The following is a 16,869-nucleotide window of genomic DNA, read 5'->3' on the forward strand; positions in this document are numbered from 1 at the left end:
CACGCCCCGCCGGCGGTGCGCCCCCGCCCCCGGCCGCCCCCCGCCCCCCCCCCCGCCCCGGCCCCCCCCCCCCCCCCGGGCCGGCCCCCCCCCCCCCCCCCGGCCCCCCCCCCGCCCCTTCTCCGGCCCTGCGGGGCCGGACCGGTCTCAGTCCTCGCGGCGGCGCCGGTCGCGCAGCACCACCGAGCCGCCCGCCAGGCCGCCGACCAGCAGACCGCCCAGGCCCAGCACGTAGGTGGCGGTGCGCGAGTCGCGGTCCTGCTGGGTCTCCACCAGACCGGCCGGCTGGGCCGCCAGCGGCTCCGCCGCCAGCTTGATCTGCGGGTCCTCGGTCGGCGCCGAGGCGGCCGGCAGGTCGCTGCTCACGGCCTTCACCGGGTCCACCACGCCCCAGCCGACGAAGCGGTTGGAACCGCGCTCGGTGCGCTGGGCGGTCTGCATGATCCGGGTCCGGATCTGGGCCGGGGTCCACTTGTCGTGGCGCTGCTTGAGCAGTGCGGCCACCCCGGCCACGTACGGGGTGGAGAAGCTGGTGCCGTTGTCCACGCACTGGCCGCCCTTGGGGACGGTGGAGAGCATGTCGACCCCGGGGGCGGCGATGTCGACGAATTCGCCGTACTGGGAGAAGGTGGCGCGCTCGTTGTTGCGGTCCGAGGCGCCGACCGCGAGCACGGTGTCGTAGGCGGCGGGGTAGGTGGGGATCTCGTGGCCGTCGTTGCCGGCCGAGGCGACCACCACGATGCCCTTCTCCTCGGCGAGTTGGACGACCGCCTTGAGCTCCTCGCTGCGGTCGAAGTCGCCCTTGTCGTTGGTCGCCCGGACGTCCTGGGAGATGTTGATGACGTTGGCCCCGCGCGTGATCGCGTCCCTGATCGAGTCGATCAGGGTGCCCACGTCGCCGTTGCCCTGGGCGTCGTTCTGCCGGTAGCTGATGATGGTGGCCCCGGGGGCTATGCCGACGAAGCCGGTGCCGGGGATCTTCCGGGCCGCGATGATGCCGGCCACCTTGGTGCCGTGGCCGACCGGGTCGGTCTTGGCGGTGCCGTCGGGCTTCTTGCCGGTGGACTTGTCGGTCAGGGTGAACAGGCCCTCGTCCACCTTGCCCTGGAGCTGCGGATTGGTGTCGTCCACCCCGGTGTCGATCACCGCGACCCTGACCCCGGCGCCGTTCAACTTGCCGTCGGTGCCCCAGAGCTGGTCGATCAGCAGGCGCTGGATCGACCAGGGCGTGCTGTCCACGTTGTTCGACGGGAAGGAGCACTCGGCCGAGGCCGCGATCCCCAGCGGCGACCAGTGCTCACCCGGCGTCTCCGCCTGCGCGGGGGTCGCGGCGAGACCGCCGACCACCCCGAGCGCGACGAAGGCCGCAGCCGCCTTGCGGTACCTGACCAACTGCACCTGACGTCCCCTCAATGCTCCACCCGTGCCGTACCCCCGTGGAACGGCCCTCCCCGGGCCGGGCGTTCAGCCCGGGCCAGGATACGCACCGGGGGCGGACACCCTTGCGGGTGCCCGCCCCTGCGGTGCCGTTCACCACGCCGTCCGTGCGGACGGCGCACCGGGCACTCAGGTCCAGATGCCGGCGTTCTTCTGCTCGGTCGCCTGGTAGCTCTGGGCCGCGTTGTCCAGCGTCACCGAGATCTGCTGCAGCGCCTGCTGCAGGTCGGCCGCGCTGCGGTCCCACTCCGTCTGGCGGGCCTGGTAGCCCTCCTGGGCCACACCGGTCCACGAAGAGGCGACGGCCTGCACGCCGGCCTTCAGGTCGTCCAGCTGCGACTGGATGCGCGAGGCACCCTGCTTGATCTCGCTGCTGGCGTTCTGGATGGTCTCAAAACTGACAAGAATCTGGTCGCCCATGGTTTCCCCTGTTCCGATGGAGTCGCTGCGGTCCGCATCCCGCGGACCATTGATGGTGTCTTCGAACTGGCCGGGAGGCTCAGAGACCGGCGCCGCTGTTCATCGCGGCACGCTGCTCCTCTTCCGTGGCGGTGTAGGCCTGAGTGGTGGCCACGATCGCCTGGCGGATCTCGTCGAGCACCTGGTTCAGCTTGGTCGCGTCCTCGTTGAACCGGGTCTGCAGCTGCTGGTACGCAGCGGCGGCCTGGCCGCGCCAGCCGGCCTTGATCTCGTCGACCAGCGCGTTGAGGCGCTGGATCTCCCCCTGGACGGACGCGTTCACCTCCCCGATGCGGTTGGCAAACGCGTTCATTTCCTCAGCCGTAGTCGTGAACTGACCAGCCATGATCCACCGTCCCCCATGAGACAGACTTCCCCGCGGACCGTACTGGCACGGACGGTCCGCCGGACATCACGGTGTGATGTCCACCAGCACTGTAGCCGTCGTGCGCAAGCGGCCCAACACCAGACGCCAGGTAGTTACCAAGCCATGACACAGCCTCCGCACAGGTGAACTGAGCGGGCGTCAGGCGATCTGGGCCTGGAGCGCCGCCGCCGTGTTCAGCACCGGGCCGGCCGGCACCAGCTTGGCCCACGCGATCGGCACCGGCACCGGGGTCACCTTCTCGTACCCGAGCCTGGCCTGCGTCTCGTTGGTCTTCGGGTCCGCCGCGGGCTGCCCCTGCGTCGGCTGTTCGGTGCCCGGTTGGGCAGTCTTCCCGCCGTCGTTGTTGGTGGGCACCGAGTAGCGCAGACCGGTCTCGGTGATCAGGAAGTTGGAGCCCGAGGTGTCGTCGCCGTTGGTGTCCATCGCGCGGAACAGCAGGCCGTGGCCGGGCGAGACGCGGGCGCTGGCGGCGCCGGAGAGGATCGGCGCCGGGTAGTCGGCGGCCGCCCAGACGCTGCGCTTGACGTTCTTCCCGTCCATGCCCTCGTAGGTGCTGCAGAGGGTGCGGCGCTCCTTGGCGAAGTTGACCGCCTGGTCCTGCGGCATCTCGTCCGGCAGGTCCGGCATGTCCTGCATGGACTTCTCGTCGATCGCGGCCTTGGCCCCGGCGTACTCGCTCGGCGTCAGCTCGGCGAACTTCGGCGTGGAGTCGCCGTACAGGGCCCGCAGTTCGAGGTCGTTGACGATCAGCTTGGACTGGAATGCGGACATCTCGTGGAGCTTGTCGGTACCGACCATGAAGAAGCTGCGGTTCTGGAAGGAGACCAGCCGGCCGACCTTCTTGTTGCCCGGGTCGAGCGGGAGCGTCGAGGGCTGGCCCTTCTTGGTCTCGAATTCCTGCGGGCGCTTGTACTCGACCGCGTTGCCCTTCTCCAGGGTGTCCAGCCACTCCTGGGTCACCTGCTGCGGGTCGGCGTTGCTGCCGAACAGGCCGTCCTCCATCGCGGAGCGCTGCCGGTCGGTGGCCGAGGGGCCGCCCAGGTAGTGCAGGTAACCCTTGTTGTCGATCAGGTACTTGGAGCCGGGGTTGGTGCCCTGCTTGGGGCCCTGGACGTACATCATCTGGCCCGGGCCGAGCATCCGGGCCGGGTCGCGCAGGGCCTCCGCGTCCTTGTCCGCCGCGACGAAGACCGCCTGGTTCGGCGGCTTGATCTCCCCCGGGGCGGCCTTGGCGTCCTCCGCGGCGGGCTTGTTGCAGACCGTCCAGAGCTTGGTCTTGCTGGCCACCGAGTCGGCGGGCAGCTTGTCCGGGGCGTAGGGGATGCCGATGGTCGCGCCGTGGTTCTTGTACGCGTCCAGCACCTTGTCCGCCACGATCACCACCTTGGCGCCGGCCGGCAGCACCAGCCGGGCCGAGGACATGTTGAGGACCTGGTGGAGTTCCTTCTCCTTGGTCTTCGGGTTCGGCAGGATCACGTAGCGGGTGGTCGACTGCTTGCCCTGGATGATGTTCGCGCCGCTGTCCCAGTCCTTGGGCGCGGCGGGCTTGAGCACGCCCCACATGGCGAAGCCGGCCACGATCACCGCGGCCACCACCACACTGGGCAGGACCGCCTTCACCGGGCGCGGCGCGTCCTCGTCGTTCCCCCCGCCCTCGGGCAGCAGGAAGGCCCCCACCGTCCGCTTGCGCGCCGAGGTGTAGGCGTTCAGCTCGTCGCGGCGTGATGCCATGCTCGTCGTCTCCCCTGTTCGACCGAATTGTCAGTCCGACAACTGTGTGTGCGTCAGCACGACCGGCCCGTACGTGCGTTCCCGTCCGCGTCCCCGCCGGCTGAGTCTGCCACCCGCCGGGTGCACATCGCAGCCAACCCTCTACGATGCGGCAGCAGACGGTGAGTACGGTACGGGTACGGTTTGCCGACCGGTCAACCGGGCCGTGGATATCTGATGCAGAGAGGGCCACTCGGGGGATGCCAAGTCAGACCGCTCCAGGGCGACGTAGCACAGGCCGGGGCAGGGGAAGCGGGGGAAGCCGCCGCGCGCAGTCCGGGCCGGCCCGGCCCACCGCGCCGGTGCCGGTCAAGGTGCACCCGAGGCCGGGGCTGCTCGGCACCCGCCTGCGCCTGCAGCAACTCGTGCTGCTGGAAGTGGCGGTGGCGCTGATCGCGGTCGGCTGGACCATCAACAAGGCGATGGCCGGGGTGTTCGCCGTCCCGGCCGTGCTGCTGGTGGTGCTCGCCGTGCTGCCGCTCAACGGCCTCAGCCTGCCGGACGGCCTGCGGGTCCGCAGCGAGCTCAACTCCCGCCGCCGGCAGGCCCAGCAGAACGTGCCGCCGCCCGGCACCGACCCGGCGCTGGCCCCGGCCCTGGAGCTGGAGCCGGCCCTTCGCACCTACACCCACGCGGTCGAGGCCGACCTCGGCGGCGGCCGTCCGGTCCGCCGGGAGACCGGCATGGTCGGCGACGGCACCTTCCTGACCTCGATCCTGCTGGTGCAGGCCAAGGACCAGCCGCTGCGTCCGCACCGCAACGCGCTGCCGCTCCCGCTGGACGTGCTCTGCTCGGCCCTCCAGGTGGACGACATCACCCTGGAGTCGGTGCAGCTGGTGCAGCACACCCAGCCCGCTCCGGCCCCGCACCTGCCCGACCAGTCGCTGGCCGCCCGCGCCTACCACCAACTCCCGGACGGCACCGCCACCCCGGGGCTGCGGCTCACCTGGGTCGCGCTCAAGCTCAGCCCGGAGCTCACCCGCACCGCCGTCGAGGCCCGCGGCGGTGGCGAGGAGGGCGCCCGCAAGGCGCTCCAGCGCGTCACCGACCAGCTGGCCGGCCGGCTCAACGGGGCCGGCTTCACCGCCACCGTGCTGGACGAGCGCGAGCTGATCGCCGCACTGGCCATCTCGGTCTGCGCCAACCCGATCGCGGTGGCGGGCCGTCAGGGCACCGGCGGTGGCGGCGGCAACGGGCGCCGCACCCAGGAGAGCCGCAAGTTCTGGCGGGTGGACGACCGCTGGCACGCCACCTTCTGGGTCTCCAAGTGGCCCCAGCTCAGCCGCCCCGGTGGCGCTCCGGGCCGGATCGCCGCCCCCGACCTGGTCAACCTGGTCACCAACACCCCGGCGCTGGCCAGCACCTTCAGCGTGACCGCCGCCCGGGGCACCGGTGACTCGATCGCGGTCAGCGCGCACGTCCGGGTCACCGGCCGCAGCGAGAGCGAGGTCGCCCAGGTCGGCCGGATGGTGGAGTCGCGCGCCCAGAGCTCCGGGGTCGGCCTGACCCGGCTCGACCTGGAGCAGGCACCCGGTCTGCTCGCCACGCTGCCCCTGGGAGGGACTTCCTGATGGCCTATCAGACCTATCCCGGCCAGACCGCGCCCGAGCCCACCGCCCGCGCCCCCCGGGTGCGCCCCGGCTTCGGCCTGCGCGGCCCGCGCCGCGAGCGGCACGTGCTGGCCGTCGAGGACCTGGCCGCGCTGGCCTTCCCGGTCGGCGACGACGGCGTGCTGATCGGCGTCGACCCGCAGCAACAGCCCGCCGTGATCGGCCTGTTCCGCCCCAACCAGTACGAGCTGGTGCTGGTCGGCGGCATGTGGATGGCCCAGGTCATCGCGCTCCGGGCGGCGGCCACCGGCGCCCGGGTGGCGGTCGAGACCGCCCGTCCGCAGGCGTGGTCCCCGATGGCCCAGGCGGCCGGCGGCGGCCAGCCCTGCGTGACGATCCACCAGGTCGGCCGGCTGGGCGCGCAGGGCGCCTCGGTCGCCTCGCCGGTGCTGGTGGTGCGCGACCTCGGCGCCCGTCCGCCGCGCAGCCGGCTCTCCGCCGCCCCCTGGCAGACCACCCTGACCCTGCTCCCCTACCTCGGCCCGAACGCCTCCCGGGTGCTCAACGCGGCCGACCTGGTGGGCATCCAGCGGGTCTCCCCGCAGGAGGCGGAGATCCTCGCCCGGCTGCTCTCGCTGGGCGACCAGGAGGTCGCCGCGCTGCCCACCCTGGGCGACAACATCACGCTCTGGGCGACCCGGATGCGGCGTCAGTTCGTGATGACCAACCCGGTGGAGGCCGAGGGCCAGGTGCTCGGCGGACCGCGCCGGATGGACTGACGGCGGCAGCCCACCGAGGTCCGCACACCCGGGGGAAACGGTGTGCGGACCTCGCCATTCGTCCACGATGGTGTGACTTCCGGCACCGCCTTAGGCCAACCGGACCACACGTCCTAGTCTTGTGCCTACGGCACCGCGAACAGCGGCGGCGAACACGAGGGAGCCCAAGTGAGCAGCGATCGGGACGGCGTCTACGTCGGCGACAACGCGGCGGAGGACGACGACGACTGGTCGGACGTTCCTGACTACTCACCGCCCTCCTGGTACACCCAGGGCGCGACACCGGCCGCGCCCGCCGCCGAACCGGCGGCTCCCGCGCCCGCCCCCGCTCCGACCCCTGCTCCCGCCCCGGCACCGGCCCCCGGTCCGGTGGCCGCCGCGCCGACCCCGCCCGCGCCCGCCCCGGTGGCACCGGCCGTCGAGACCCCGGCGCCGGTGGCTCCCGCCGTGGCCGCGACCGCGGGTGCGGCCGTGCCGCCGACCGCCGTGGCCGGCCAACCGGCCGCCGCCCCGGTCGAGTTGCAGTCCGCGCCGGGCCCGGTGGCCGCCGCTCCCGCGCAGCCCGGTCCGGCCCCCGCGCCCGCCCCGGTGGCACCGACCGCCGACGCCCCGGCGCCCGGCCCGGTGCCGCCGCCCGCGCAGCCGGTGCAGCAGGCGCAGCAGGCGCAGCCCCAGCCGCCGTACCCCCAGCCGGGCCCGCCGCAGGCCGGGCCGCCGCAGCCGCCGTACCCGCAGCAGGGCGCCCCGGTGCCGCCCGGCCCCCAGCCCGGTCCGTGGCAGCAGGCCCCGCAGCCGACGCACCCTCAGACCGCTCCGCAGCAGCCCCCGGTGGACCCCCGGCAGGGCGGCTGGCCGCAGCCCGCTCCGCAGCCCCAGCCGTACCCCCAGCCGCAGCACCAGCAGCCGTACCCGCAGCAGGCGGTGCCGCAGGCGCCGGTCGCGTTCCAGGGGCAGGGCCAGCAGCAGCCGATGGCGCACGGCGCCGCGCTCGGCTACACCGCCGCGGTGGAGCTCTCCTCGGACCGCCTGCTGCGCGGCCAGCCGAAGCAGCAGAAGGAGTCCCGGCTGAAGTTCGGCGGCAAGGCCGCCCAGGCCGACCGGGCCCGCAAGCTGGAGATCATCCGCACCCCCGTGCTGAGCTGCTACCGGATCGCGGTGATCAGCCTCAAGGGCGGCGTGGGCAAGACCACCACCACCACCTCGCTCGGCGCCACGCTGGCCAGCGAGCGGCAGGACAAGGTCATCGCGATCGACGCCAACCCGGACGCCGGCACCCTCGGCCGCCGGGTGAAGCGGCAGACCGGCGCCACCATCCGCGACCTGGTGACGGCCATCCCGCACCTGCGCAGCTACATGGACGTGCGTCAGTTCACCTCGCAGGACCTGCACTCCGGCCTGGAGATCCTGGCCAACGACGTCGACCCGGCGGTCTCCACCACCTTCGACGACTCGGACTACCGCCAGGTGATCCAGGTGCTCGGGCAGCACTACCCGATCATCCTGACCGACTCCGGCACCGGTCTGCTCTACAGCGCGATGCGCGGGGTGCTGGACCTGGCCGACCAGCTGATCATCGTCTCCACCCCCAGTGTGGACGGCGCGAGTTCGGCCTCCACCACACTGGACTGGCTCTCCGCGCACGGCTACGCGGACCTGGTGCAGCGCTCCATCACGGTGGTCTCCGGGGTCCGCGAGACCAGCAAGATGATCAAGGTCGAGGACATCGTCGCGCACTTCCAGACCCGCTGCCGCGGCGTCGTGGTCGTCCCCTTCGACGAGTCCCTGGCGGCCGGCGCCGAGGTCAACCTCGCGATGATGCGCCCCAAGGTCCGGGACGCCTACTTCGAGCTGGCCACCCTGGTCGGCGAGGACATCGCCCGGGCCCAGCACGCGGCCGGCGGCTGGGGCCAGCCCCAGCAGGGCGGCTACCCGCAGCAGCAGCCGGGCGGGTACCCGCAGCAGCAGGGCGGCTACCCCCAGCAGGGCGGGTACCCCCCGCAGCAGCCCGGCGGGTACCCGCAGCAGGGCCAGCCGTGGGCACCGCAGCAGCAGCCCCCGCAGCAGCCCGGCGGGTACCCGCAGCAGCCGCTGCCGCAGGAGTGGGCCCAGCAGCCCCCGCAGCAGCCGGGGTACGGCTACCCCCCGCCGCCGCAGCAGTAGTCGACGCCGGAGGGCGGCCCGCCCCGCATCGGGTGGGCCGCCCTCCGGCGTTCGGTCCGACGCTCCGTCAGAGCAGCGGGCCGGTCAGTTCACGGGCCCGCTTCACGTCGTCGGCCATCCGGTCCAACAGCGCCTCGATGGAGTCGAACTTCTCCATCCCGCGCAGGTAGGCGAGGAAGTCCACCGCCACGTGCAGGCCGTAGAGGTCCAGCCCGACCCGGTCGATGGCGTACGCCTCCACCGTGCGGTGGGTACCGTCGAAGGTCGGGTTGGTACCGACCGAGATGGCGGCCGGCATCCGCTCGCCGTCGGCGGTCAGCCAGCCCGCGTACACCCCGTCGGCCGGCACCGCGCTGTGCGCGACGGTGTCCACGTTGGCCGTCGGGTAGCCCAGCTCCCGCCCGCGCTGGGCGCCCCGGACCACCACGCCCTCGACCCGGTGCGGCCGGCCGAGCACCTCGGCGGCGGCCTCCACCTCACCGTCGGCGACCAGCCGGCGGGTCAGCGTGGAGGAGAACGGCTCGCCGTCCCCGGCCGTGCCGCGCAGCTCCAGGTCGAGCACCTCGACCTCGAAGTCGTCGGCCCGGCCCAGCTCGGCCAGCAGCGCGACGTTGCCCGCCGCCTTGTGGCCGAAGCGGAAGTTCGGCCCCTCGATCACCAGCTTCGCGTGCAGCGCGTCCACCAGGACGGTCCGCACGAAGGTCTCCGGGGACTCCTGCGAGAAGGCGGCGGTGAACGGCAGCACCAGCACCGCGTCCACGCCCAACCCCTCGAGCAGCTCCGCCCGGCGCGGCTGCGGCGCCAGCAGCGGCGGGTGGGTCCCCGGCCGCACCACCTCGCTCGGGTGCGGGTCGAAGGTCACCACGACCGCCCGCACGCCGAGTTCCCGGGCCCGCTGCACCGCCCGGCCGATGATCAGCTGGTGGCCCCGGTGCACACCGTCGAACGATCCGATGGTGACGACGCTGCGCCCCCAGTCCCCGGGGATCTCCTCCAGGCCACGCCAGCGCTGCACCTGACCGCTCCTTGTTCCCGAACCGGCGTGCGGTCCCCGCACGCCCTCGCTTCCTCAACCGGACCCCTATAGCGTGCCATGCGCCCGATGCTGCGTCGGCACCGGAACCGCCGCTGCGCGCGGCGCCGGGAGCAGCGCGCAGCGTTCGGCCTCCGCCGCCGCGTACTGCGGGTCCCGTCCGTCGGCCGTCAGCAGCCGCATCCGGGCCAGCAACGGACCGCCCAGGGAGCCCGGCCCGCCCCCGGGCCAGTCCGCCAGCAGCCGGGCGAACGGGGCCGACCGGCCCGCCGCCCGGACCAGTGCGGCGTCCACCCCCGCACCGCCGGACTGCGCCACGATCCCCACCAACTCGCGTGTTCCCTCCGGGGGTTCACCCTCGTAGCGGGCGGCCAGCCGGTCCACCAGCGGCACCAGCACCGACGGGTCCCGCTCCCCCGCGAGCAGCTCCGCCAGATGGGCCGGCGGGTGCTCCGGTCCGGCCAGCAGCAGCGCCAGCAGCCGCCGCAGCGCGGGCGACCGCACCGCCACCGCCGCCACCACCGCCTCCGAACCGGCCGCACCGGCCAGCAGGCCGGCCAGGTGCTCGGCCACCTGACCGGCGGTCAGCTCCGGGGACGACCCGAGCAGCTCGGTGCCCCGCAGCGGCCCGAGCGGACTCCCCGGCCACCCGGCCACCGCCTCGTCGACCGCAGCCGCTCCGGGCACCGGCTCCGACCCGACCCGCCCGGTCCCGCGTTCCGGCGGCCCGGCACCCCGATCCGGCCGATCCGCCGGCGGCTTCCCCGCCGGCTCCCCGGCCGTACGTTCCAGCAGCTCGGCGGCCAGGTCCAGGGCCGGGCCGAGCAGCTCCGGGGCCGGGTGGCCGGCCAGCACCCGCAGCACCTCGGCGACCGCCGCACCCGGCTCCGCCAGCCGCCGCCGGAACGCCGCCAGCACCGGCTCCGGCTCGTCCGCCAACGCCGGGGCCAAGGCCTCGGCGGTGACGAACGGATCGTCCCGCAGGTAGGCCGCCAGCGCCCGCTCCAGATGCCGCACCCTCCCCTCCGGAGACCGCACCAGCAGGGCCAACGCGGCGCCGTGCAGGGCCGGTTCGTCCTCCCGGGCGAGCAACGTCCGGGCCGCGTGCCGCAGCAGCTCGGCCCCCGTCCCGGTGGCGTACGGGGCCGCCCGCAGCCCGTGCACCGCCGCCGCCACGTGCCACTGCGGCCCCGGCCGGTGGCTCCACCGGTCCACCGCCCGGCAGAGTGCCGAAGGCTCCTCGGCGGCCAGCCGGACGAGCAGGGCGTCGGCCCGCGGATGGGCCGCGATCGCCAGGCACTCCGTCAGGTCGTCCACCGCGCGGAGCCGGTGGACGAACAGCAGGTCGTCCGCCAGGTCGGCGGCCACACTGCCGCCGGTCCCCCGGTACCAGCCGCAGAGCAGCGGCAGCACCGTGTCCGGCTCGGCCGCCAGCAGCTCCGCGACCGCCGACCGGACCGGCTGACCCGCCGTCACCAGGCGGCGCAGCAGACCCATCCGCTGCTCCACCGGCAGCGCCAAGCCGGTCCAGAACGCCGGCTCCAGCCCACCGCCGCCGCGCTCGGCGATCCGCTCCAGCAGCTCCCGGTGCGCGGCGGGCCCCGTCCCGGCCCCCAGCCCGTCCACCAGCAGCCGCCGGGCCCACCACCCCTCCTCAGGCTCGGCGGCGGTCTCCACCCCGCGCCAGAGCCGCCACAGCCAGGCGTCCAGCCCCTCCGGTCCGTGCCGCTCCGCCACCCGCCGCAGCGCCCACCCCAGCACCCCGGCCCGCCACCTCGGCACCCCGCCGGCCGGGGCCGGCCCCGACCGCTGCCGGTCCGCCCGGCGCTCCCCGCCCCACGACGGGTCCGGCGCCCCCCACCGACCGTCCCCCGGCCGGCCGGCGTCCCCCCGGAGGACGTCCGGCACCGGCACCACCGGCCATGACCCGTCATCCGCCCGGTACGCCCCCGACGGCTCCGCAGCACCCGGCTCCGCACCGGCCGGGGCCACTGCCGCACCTCCTGGCGCCGCACCCCCCGGGGCCACTGCCGGTCCGCCCGGCCCCGCACGGCCCGGGGCCGCCGCCGGTCCGCCCGCGCCCGGCGTCTCACCGAGCAGCAGCCGCAGGGCCGCGTCCAGGTCCAGCTGGGCGGCCTGCAGCCAGTCCGCCAGGTCCTCGTGCGGGAAGCGGTAGCCCGGCCCCGCCGGGACCAGCAGCGAGGAGGCCAGCGCCGCCCGGTCCCAGCCACCCGTCGCCGGGAAGAGCTCGGCGAAGTCGGCCGCGCCCAGGGTGCCGTGGCCGGTGGCCAGCATCCGCCGGGCCGCCTCCCGCACCCGCTCCGCCACCACCTCGGCCCGCGCCCGTTCCTGGGCCTCCGTCAGCTCCGCCGAGGGCCCGCCCCGCCGGTGCGCGCCCGACCGCCGAGCCGCCCCCGCCACCGCGCGGGCGGTCTCCCGGCAACGCCGCTCCAGCCAGCCCGCCCACAGCTCCGCCCGCGCGGCCCGATGCGCCTCGCCGCCCGGCCTGAGCCTCGGCGAGTCCTCCCCGTCGCCGGGCTGCGTCCCGTACCGGCGGGCCACCTGCTCGGCCACCCCGGCCGGCAGCCCCACCAGCCCGTGCACCGCCGCACCCGCCAGGCCGGGCCAGCCCTCCGGCCGGGCGGCCACCAGCAGCCGGGCCCCGGCCACCGACAGCCACTCGGCCGTCCCGGTCAGCCACTCCCCCGTGACGGCGGACGGCGCCTCCTCCAGCCCGTCCAGCACCACCAGCAACGGCCGGTCGGCCGCCGCGCAGACCAGCAGCAGCTCCGGCAACTCGGGCGTCGGCACCTCCAGCAGCGCTGCCGCCCGGGCCAGTTGACGCTGCACCGCAGCGGCGGGGGTGGGCTCCTCCGGCCGCAGGTCGGCCCCGCGCAGCCAGAGCGTCGGCAGGGGCCGGCCACCGCCCGCCCGGCGGGCCGCCAGCGCCGCCAGCTCGGTGGACCGTCCACTGCCCGCCGGGCCGAGCAGAGCCGACACCACCGTCCGCGGCTCCTCCCCGGTCAGCCCGTCCGGGCGCTCCACCCGGTCCGCGACCAGGTCGGCGATCCGGCCCGGGCCCGCGCTCGCCGAACCGAGCTGCACCGACGCCAGCCGCAGCACCCCGCCGAGGTTGAGCGCCCGCCCGTACGCGGGGGCCGCCTCCGCGTTCCGCGCCCGCAGCCCGGCCAGGCCGGGCCCGGCCAGCGGCAGCGCGACCGGCTGCGGACCGGCCCCCGGCGCCAGCACCCCCAGCACCGCTCCGCTCTCCGCGCACAGCACCGGCGCCCCGGCCGTCACCGGGCCGCGCAGCTGTGGCAGCTCCAGCTCCAGCACGCCGTCCGGCCCGACCACCCGCACCCCACCCTGGAGTTGGGTCAACTCCCATACTCCAGCAGCCAGTTGGCAGACCGTGAGGAGGCCGCTGCCCACCCCGTCGGCGATCGGCGGCGGCTGCTCCGGCACCCCGCCGACGGCCGCCGTGTGCACCAGCGCCAGCCCCGTCCCGGGCAGCTCCTCCACCGCCTCCGGGCCCACCACCCGGGCCTGCCCACCGGTGCTGTGCAGCACCAACTCCGCCACCCCGGCCACCACCTGCCGGGCCGTCACCACGGTGCCCGCCCCGTCCGCCACGAACCCCAGCCCCCGCACCAGCCCGTCCGGCCCGCAGATCCGCAGCAGCACGACGCCCGCCCCTTCGACCCCGGAGACACCCGCCCGGAGCCTGCCCGCCCACCGGGCGCGCCCACCAGCACTCACCTGAACGGATGAACGCGGCCCCAGCGGCAGCGCCCCAGGGGCGCGAGGAACCGCGCGCAGAGGAAGACGAAAACCCGTGTGCCGGGCACGGCGACCCACCCCCACGTGAGCATCCGCACCCGCCACACGGGTCACCCCGCCCCCTCCGCGCCCAGAAGGTGACCGAATCTCCCCAGCCCCCGCCAAGCGCCTCCCCGACGCACGGCGCCACTGCTGGCAGCACCCCAGGGGCGCGAGGAACCGCGCGCAACGGAAGACGAAAACCCGTGCGCCAGGCACGGCGACCCACCCCCACGTGAGCATCCGCACCCGCCACACGGGTCACCCCGCCCCCTCCGCGCAGCCCCGGGGCCCGCCGAACAGGGACGGAGGTCAGCCCACGAAGACCGCGACCGGCTTGGCCTGGCCGTCCTTCTCCTCGATCAGCGCCAGGAAGCGACCGTCCGGGTCGAAGACCGCCACCGGCCCCTCCACCCCCAGGCCCGGTGCCTTCAGCCGGGTGCCGTGCGAGAGCTGCTCGGCCTGCCCGGCGTCCACGTCCCACCGGGGGAACGCGGCGGCCGCCGCGTCCGCGATCGCCAGCACCCGCAGCGGTGCGCCGTCCTCGCCCTTGACGGACTCCTCCAGCTCCTCCAGCGTCCGCGCCGCGTCGAGCCCGTACGGGCCGACCCGGGTGCGCCGGAGCGCCGTCAGGTGGCCGCCGACCCCCAGCCCGGCGCCCAGGTCCCGGGCCAGCGCGCGGATGTACGTGCCCGAGGAGCACTCCACCGTGACGTCCAGGTCGATCACCGGGGTGCCGTCCTCCGCCACCGCCGCGCGCTGCCCGTGCACCACGAAGGAGTGGATGGTGGTCGGCCGCGCCGCCAGCTCGAAGTCCTCGCCCTCCCGGACCCGGGCGTACGAGCGCTTGCCGTCGATCTTGATGGCGCTGACCTTCGACGGGACCTGCATGATCTCGCCGGTGAGCGCCGCGATCCCGGCGTCGATCGCCTCCCGGGCCACCCCGGAGGCGTCCGCCGAGGCGGTGACCTCGCCCTCCCGGTCGTCGGTGATCGTGGTCTGCCCGAGCCGGATCGTCGCCTCGTAGGTCTTGGCGGTGAGCATCAGGTGCCCGAGCAGCCGGGTGGCCCGCTCGACGCCGATCACCAGGACACCGGTCGCCATCGGGTCCAGCGTGCCCGCGTGCCCGACCTTCCGGGTGCCGGCCAGCCAGCGGAGCTTGGCCACCACGCCGTGCGAGGTCAGGCCCTCCGGCTTGTCGACGATGACCAGTCCGTCCGGGCCCGTGCCTTTACGCTTCATCAGTTCTTTCTCTGCATCCGGTACTTCGTGACGAAAATCAGGAGTGCGCGCCCAGCGCTGCCCGGAACCGCCCGACCGCGACGTCCACGTCCTCCCGGACGGAGAAGCCCGCCGCGAAGCGGTGCCCGCCCCCGCCGAGGTCGGCGCAGACGGCCGCCACGTCCACCTCGCCCTTGGCCCGGCAGGAGCCGCGCAGGGTGCCGTCCGGGTCCTGCTTGAGCACCAGCGCGACCTCGGCCTCGGCCGGGCGGCGCAGCACGTCGATCAGGCCCTCGATCTCCTCCACCGTGACGCCGTAGAGCAGCAGCTCCTGGTAGGGCACCCAGGTCCACACCAGGCCCCGGCCGCCGGCCGCCTCCGGCTCGTAGACGGCCCGGCCGAGGGCGGCGGCCAGCACCTTGAGGTAGCCGAAGGAGCAGGTGTCCCAGAGCTGACGGGAGATCAGGTCGTGCCGGATGCCGGTGGCCAGCAGCCGGCCGGCGAACTCGTGGGTGGCCGGGGTGGTGCCCGCGTACTTGAACGAGCCGGTGTCGGTGGCCACCCCGGTGTAGAGGCAGGTGGCCAGCTCCTGGTCCAGCTCGACGCCGAGCCGCCGCAGCAGCTCGTCCACCAGCACGGCGGTGGCCGGGGCGGTGGGGTCGATCAGGCGGTGGGTGCCGAAGCCCGGGTTGGAGGCGTGGTGGTCGACGACCACCAGCGCCGGGGCGGCGAACGCCTTGTCGTGCAGCAGGCCGAGCCGTCCGGTGGAGGCCACGTCGAAGCAGACCACCAGCGCCGGCACGTCCGGCACCTCGGCGGCCGGCACGATCAGCTCCTGGCCCGGCAGGAAGGACAGCGACTCCGGGATCACCTGCGGGTCGTCGCCGAACGAGACCCGCACCCGGCAGCCCCGGGCCCGCAGCGCCAGCCCGGCGGCCAGCGCCGAGCCGAGCGCGTCGCCGTCCGGGGTCACGTGGCAGATCAGGTCCACCTCGTCGGCCCGGGCCAGCAGCTCCACCACCCGCTGCCACTCGCCGGCCAGCGCGGGCTCGCCCGGCTGCGCGGGCGCGTCGGCGCTGCGCTGCCCGGGAAGCACCGCGAGGGCACCCTCCACCGTGTCGGTGGAGGATGCCCCCTGGCCGGCCTCGACCGGCTCGCCGGTCATGGCTACTCGTCCTCGTCGTCGCGCTCGGCGCCCGGCACCCGGTAGGGGTCGGCGTCCCCGGCGTAGGTGGCACCGGCCGAGGCCGAGCGCACCGCGGCGTCGGACAACCGGGCCTTGTCGAGCAGGTCGTCGATGTTCTTCGCGTTGTCCGGCAGCGCGTCCGCGACGAAGGTCAGCGACGGGGTGAAGCGCACCCCGGTCTGCTTGCCGACCTCGGAGCGGAGCACGCCCTTGGCGCTCTCCAGCGCGGCGGCGGACGCCTCGCGCTCGGCCTCGTCACCGTAGACGGTGTAGAAGACGGTGGCCTCGCGCAGGTCACCGGTGACCCGGGCGTCGGTGATGGTCACGTAGCCCAGGCGCGGGTCCTTGATCCGGCGTTGCAGGGTCTCGGCCACCACCACCTGGATGCGGTCGGCGAGCTTGCGCGCCCTTGCGGTGTCGGTCACGTTGCCTCCTCGTGCAGTGAGCGCGGTACCGGGACGGTCGCACCCGGTGCGGCCCTGGCCCCAAAGTACCCGCCCGCGCCCGGCCTTGCGGGCGCTCTCGGTCCTCTTCGGCGTGACGCGGGCCGTCCTCCGGCCCGGCGTCCCGCCTCAATCATCGTCGTCGCCGTGGTACCGCCTCCTCGCGGAGAGCAGCATCACCTCGGGGCGGCCGGCGACCAGCCGCTCACAGCTGTCCAGCACCTCGGTCACGTACCCGGCGTCGCCGGAGACGACCGCGAGGCCGATCTCGGCCCTGCGGTGGAGGTCCTGGTTCCCTACCTCTGCGGCGCACACGCTGTACTTGCGCGCCAGCTCGGCCACGATGGGCCGCACGATCGAACGCTTCTCCTTCAGCGAGTGCACGTCGCCGAGGAGCAGGTCGAAGGTGAGTGTTCCTACGAACATGTGTGACAGGCCAGAGCCGGCCTGGGGGCCTCGAAGGGTGTGCCCGAACGGGCTACCCGGAGGCTAACAGTGAGGCCGGGGCCGGGGGGGGGGGGGGGGGGGGGCGCGCGCCCCCCCCCCCCCCCGCCCCCACAGCCCCCCCCCCCCCGAGGCGACCCGGGGGGGGCGGTAGGGTGCGCAACCAGCTGGTGTATGGAT

Annotated in this window: 13 protein-coding genes; 3 read left to right on the forward strand and 10 right to left on the reverse strand. The window is 74.8% G+C overall.

Translation table 11 applies throughout. The annotated features are described in order from the left end of the window. Nucleotides 1-147: 147 nt before the first annotated feature. The 4 genes from mycP to ACIRBX_RS38110 all read right to left on the reverse strand — a co-directional run bounded on the left by mycP (nucleotide 148) and on the right by ACIRBX_RS38110 (nucleotide 4,015). On the reverse strand, nucleotides 148-1,398 hold the full coding sequence (mycP, locus tag ACIRBX_RS38095) for a type VII secretion-associated serine protease mycosin (RefSeq protein WP_402305029.1): 1,251 nt from the start codon (nucleotides 1,396-1,398) through the stop codon (nucleotides 148-150). A gap of 168 nt (nucleotides 1,399-1,566) precedes the next feature. Continuing rightward, on the reverse strand, nucleotides 1,567-1,857 hold the full coding sequence (locus ACIRBX_RS38100) for a WXG100 family type VII secretion target (RefSeq protein WP_402305030.1): 291 nt from the start codon (nucleotides 1,855-1,857) through the stop codon (nucleotides 1,567-1,569). Between the two features lie 79 nt (nucleotides 1,858-1,936). Next, complete coding sequence (locus ACIRBX_RS38105; protein ID WP_402305033.1) at nucleotides 1,937-2,242, reverse strand: WXG100 family type VII secretion target; 306 nt, start codon at nucleotides 2,240-2,242, stop codon at nucleotides 1,937-1,939. A gap of 180 nt (nucleotides 2,243-2,422) precedes the next feature. Continuing rightward, a complete protein-coding gene (locus ACIRBX_RS38110; RefSeq protein WP_402305035.1) occupies nucleotides 2,423-4,015 on the reverse strand; it encodes a type VII secretion protein EccB in 1,593 nt (530 codons plus the stop codon). Nucleotides 4,016-4,356: 341 nt separating this feature from the next. Between ACIRBX_RS38110 and eccE the strand changes: the two genes are divergently transcribed. The 3 genes from eccE to ACIRBX_RS38125 all read left to right on the forward strand — a co-directional run bounded on the left by eccE (nucleotide 4,357) and on the right by ACIRBX_RS38125 (nucleotide 8,543). Next, complete coding sequence (gene eccE, locus ACIRBX_RS38115) at nucleotides 4,357-5,625, forward strand: type VII secretion protein EccE (RefSeq protein WP_402305037.1); 1,269 nt, start codon at nucleotides 4,357-4,359, stop codon at nucleotides 5,623-5,625. Further along, entirely contained in the window at nucleotides 5,625-6,383 is a 759-nt protein-coding gene (locus ACIRBX_RS38120) for a hypothetical protein (RefSeq protein WP_402305040.1), read from the forward strand. The genes eccE and ACIRBX_RS38120 overlap by 1 nt, the downstream gene beginning before the upstream one ends. 168 nt (nucleotides 6,384-6,551) lie before the next feature. Then, nucleotides 6,552-8,543 carry a MinD/ParA family protein gene (locus ACIRBX_RS38125; protein WP_402305043.1) on the forward strand — a complete coding sequence of 664 codons (1,992 nt, stop codon included), beginning with the start codon at nucleotides 6,552-6,554 and terminating at the stop codon, nucleotides 8,541-8,543. Between the two features lie 67 nt (nucleotides 8,544-8,610). On the opposite strand, the gene ACIRBX_RS38130 is transcribed toward ACIRBX_RS38125, so the two are convergent. The 6 genes from ACIRBX_RS38130 to ACIRBX_RS38155 all read right to left on the reverse strand — a co-directional run bounded on the left by ACIRBX_RS38130 (nucleotide 8,611) and on the right by ACIRBX_RS38155 (nucleotide 16,671). After that, nucleotides 8,611-9,558 carry a bifunctional riboflavin kinase/FAD synthetase gene (locus tag ACIRBX_RS38130; protein WP_402305047.1) on the reverse strand — a complete coding sequence of 316 codons (948 nt, stop codon included), beginning with the start codon at nucleotides 9,556-9,558 and terminating at the stop codon, nucleotides 8,611-8,613. A 66-nt stretch (nucleotides 9,559-9,624) separates the two neighbouring features. Continuing rightward, on the reverse strand, nucleotides 9,625-13,260 hold the full coding sequence (locus ACIRBX_RS38135) for a hypothetical protein (protein ID WP_402305049.1): 3,636 nt from the start codon (nucleotides 13,258-13,260) through the stop codon (nucleotides 9,625-9,627). A gap of 447 nt (nucleotides 13,261-13,707) precedes the next feature. Beyond that, nucleotides 13,708-14,637, reverse strand: a complete 930-nt coding sequence (gene truB, locus ACIRBX_RS38140) for a tRNA pseudouridine(55) synthase TruB (RefSeq protein WP_402305052.1) — start codon at nucleotides 14,635-14,637, stop codon at nucleotides 13,708-13,710. Nucleotides 14,638-14,674: 37 nt separating this feature from the next. After that, entirely contained in the window at nucleotides 14,675-15,781 is a 1,107-nt protein-coding gene (locus ACIRBX_RS38145; RefSeq protein WP_402305054.1) for a bifunctional oligoribonuclease/PAP phosphatase NrnA, read from the reverse strand. Between the two features lie 2 nt (nucleotides 15,782-15,783). Further along, a complete protein-coding gene (gene rbfA / locus ACIRBX_RS38150; protein WP_402305057.1) occupies nucleotides 15,784-16,227 on the reverse strand; it encodes a 30S ribosome-binding factor RbfA in 444 nt (147 codons plus the stop codon). Between the two features lie 147 nt (nucleotides 16,228-16,374). Further along, entirely contained in the window at nucleotides 16,375-16,671 is a 297-nt protein-coding gene (locus ACIRBX_RS38155) for a DUF503 domain-containing protein (RefSeq protein ID WP_345285664.1), read from the reverse strand. Nucleotides 16,672-16,869: the final 198 nt, after the last annotated feature.

The organism is Kitasatospora sp. NPDC096147 (assembly GCF_044763225.1).
Lineage (GTDB): Bacteria > Actinomycetota > Actinomycetes > Streptomycetales > Streptomycetaceae > Kitasatospora.

Bases quoted from the DNA above. Each gene is read 5' to 3' on its own strand.
- truB (WP_402305052.1), bottom strand. From the start codon at position 14,637: ATGAAGCGTAAAGGCACGGGCCCGGACGGACTGGTCATCGTCGACAAG.
- ACIRBX_RS38145 (WP_402305054.1), bottom strand. From the start codon at position 15,781: ATGACCGGCGAGCCGGTCGAGGCCGGCCAGGGGGCATCCTCCACCGAC.
- ACIRBX_RS38110 (WP_402305035.1), bottom strand. From the start codon at position 4,015: ATGGCATCACGCCGCGACGAGCTGAACGCCTACACCTCGGCGCGCAAG.
- ACIRBX_RS38155 (WP_345285664.1), bottom strand. From the start codon at position 16,671: ATGTTCGTAGGAACACTCACCTTCGACCTGCTCCTCGGCGACGTGCAC.
- ACIRBX_RS38120 (WP_402305040.1), top strand. From the start codon at position 5,625: ATGGCCTATCAGACCTATCCCGGCCAGACCGCGCCCGAGCCCACCGCC.
- ACIRBX_RS38105 (WP_402305033.1), bottom strand. From the start codon at position 2,242: ATGGCTGGTCAGTTCACGACTACGGCTGAGGAAATGAACGCGTTTGCC.
- ACIRBX_RS38100 (WP_402305030.1), bottom strand. From the start codon at position 1,857: ATGGGCGACCAGATTCTTGTCAGTTTTGAGACCATCCAGAACGCCAGC.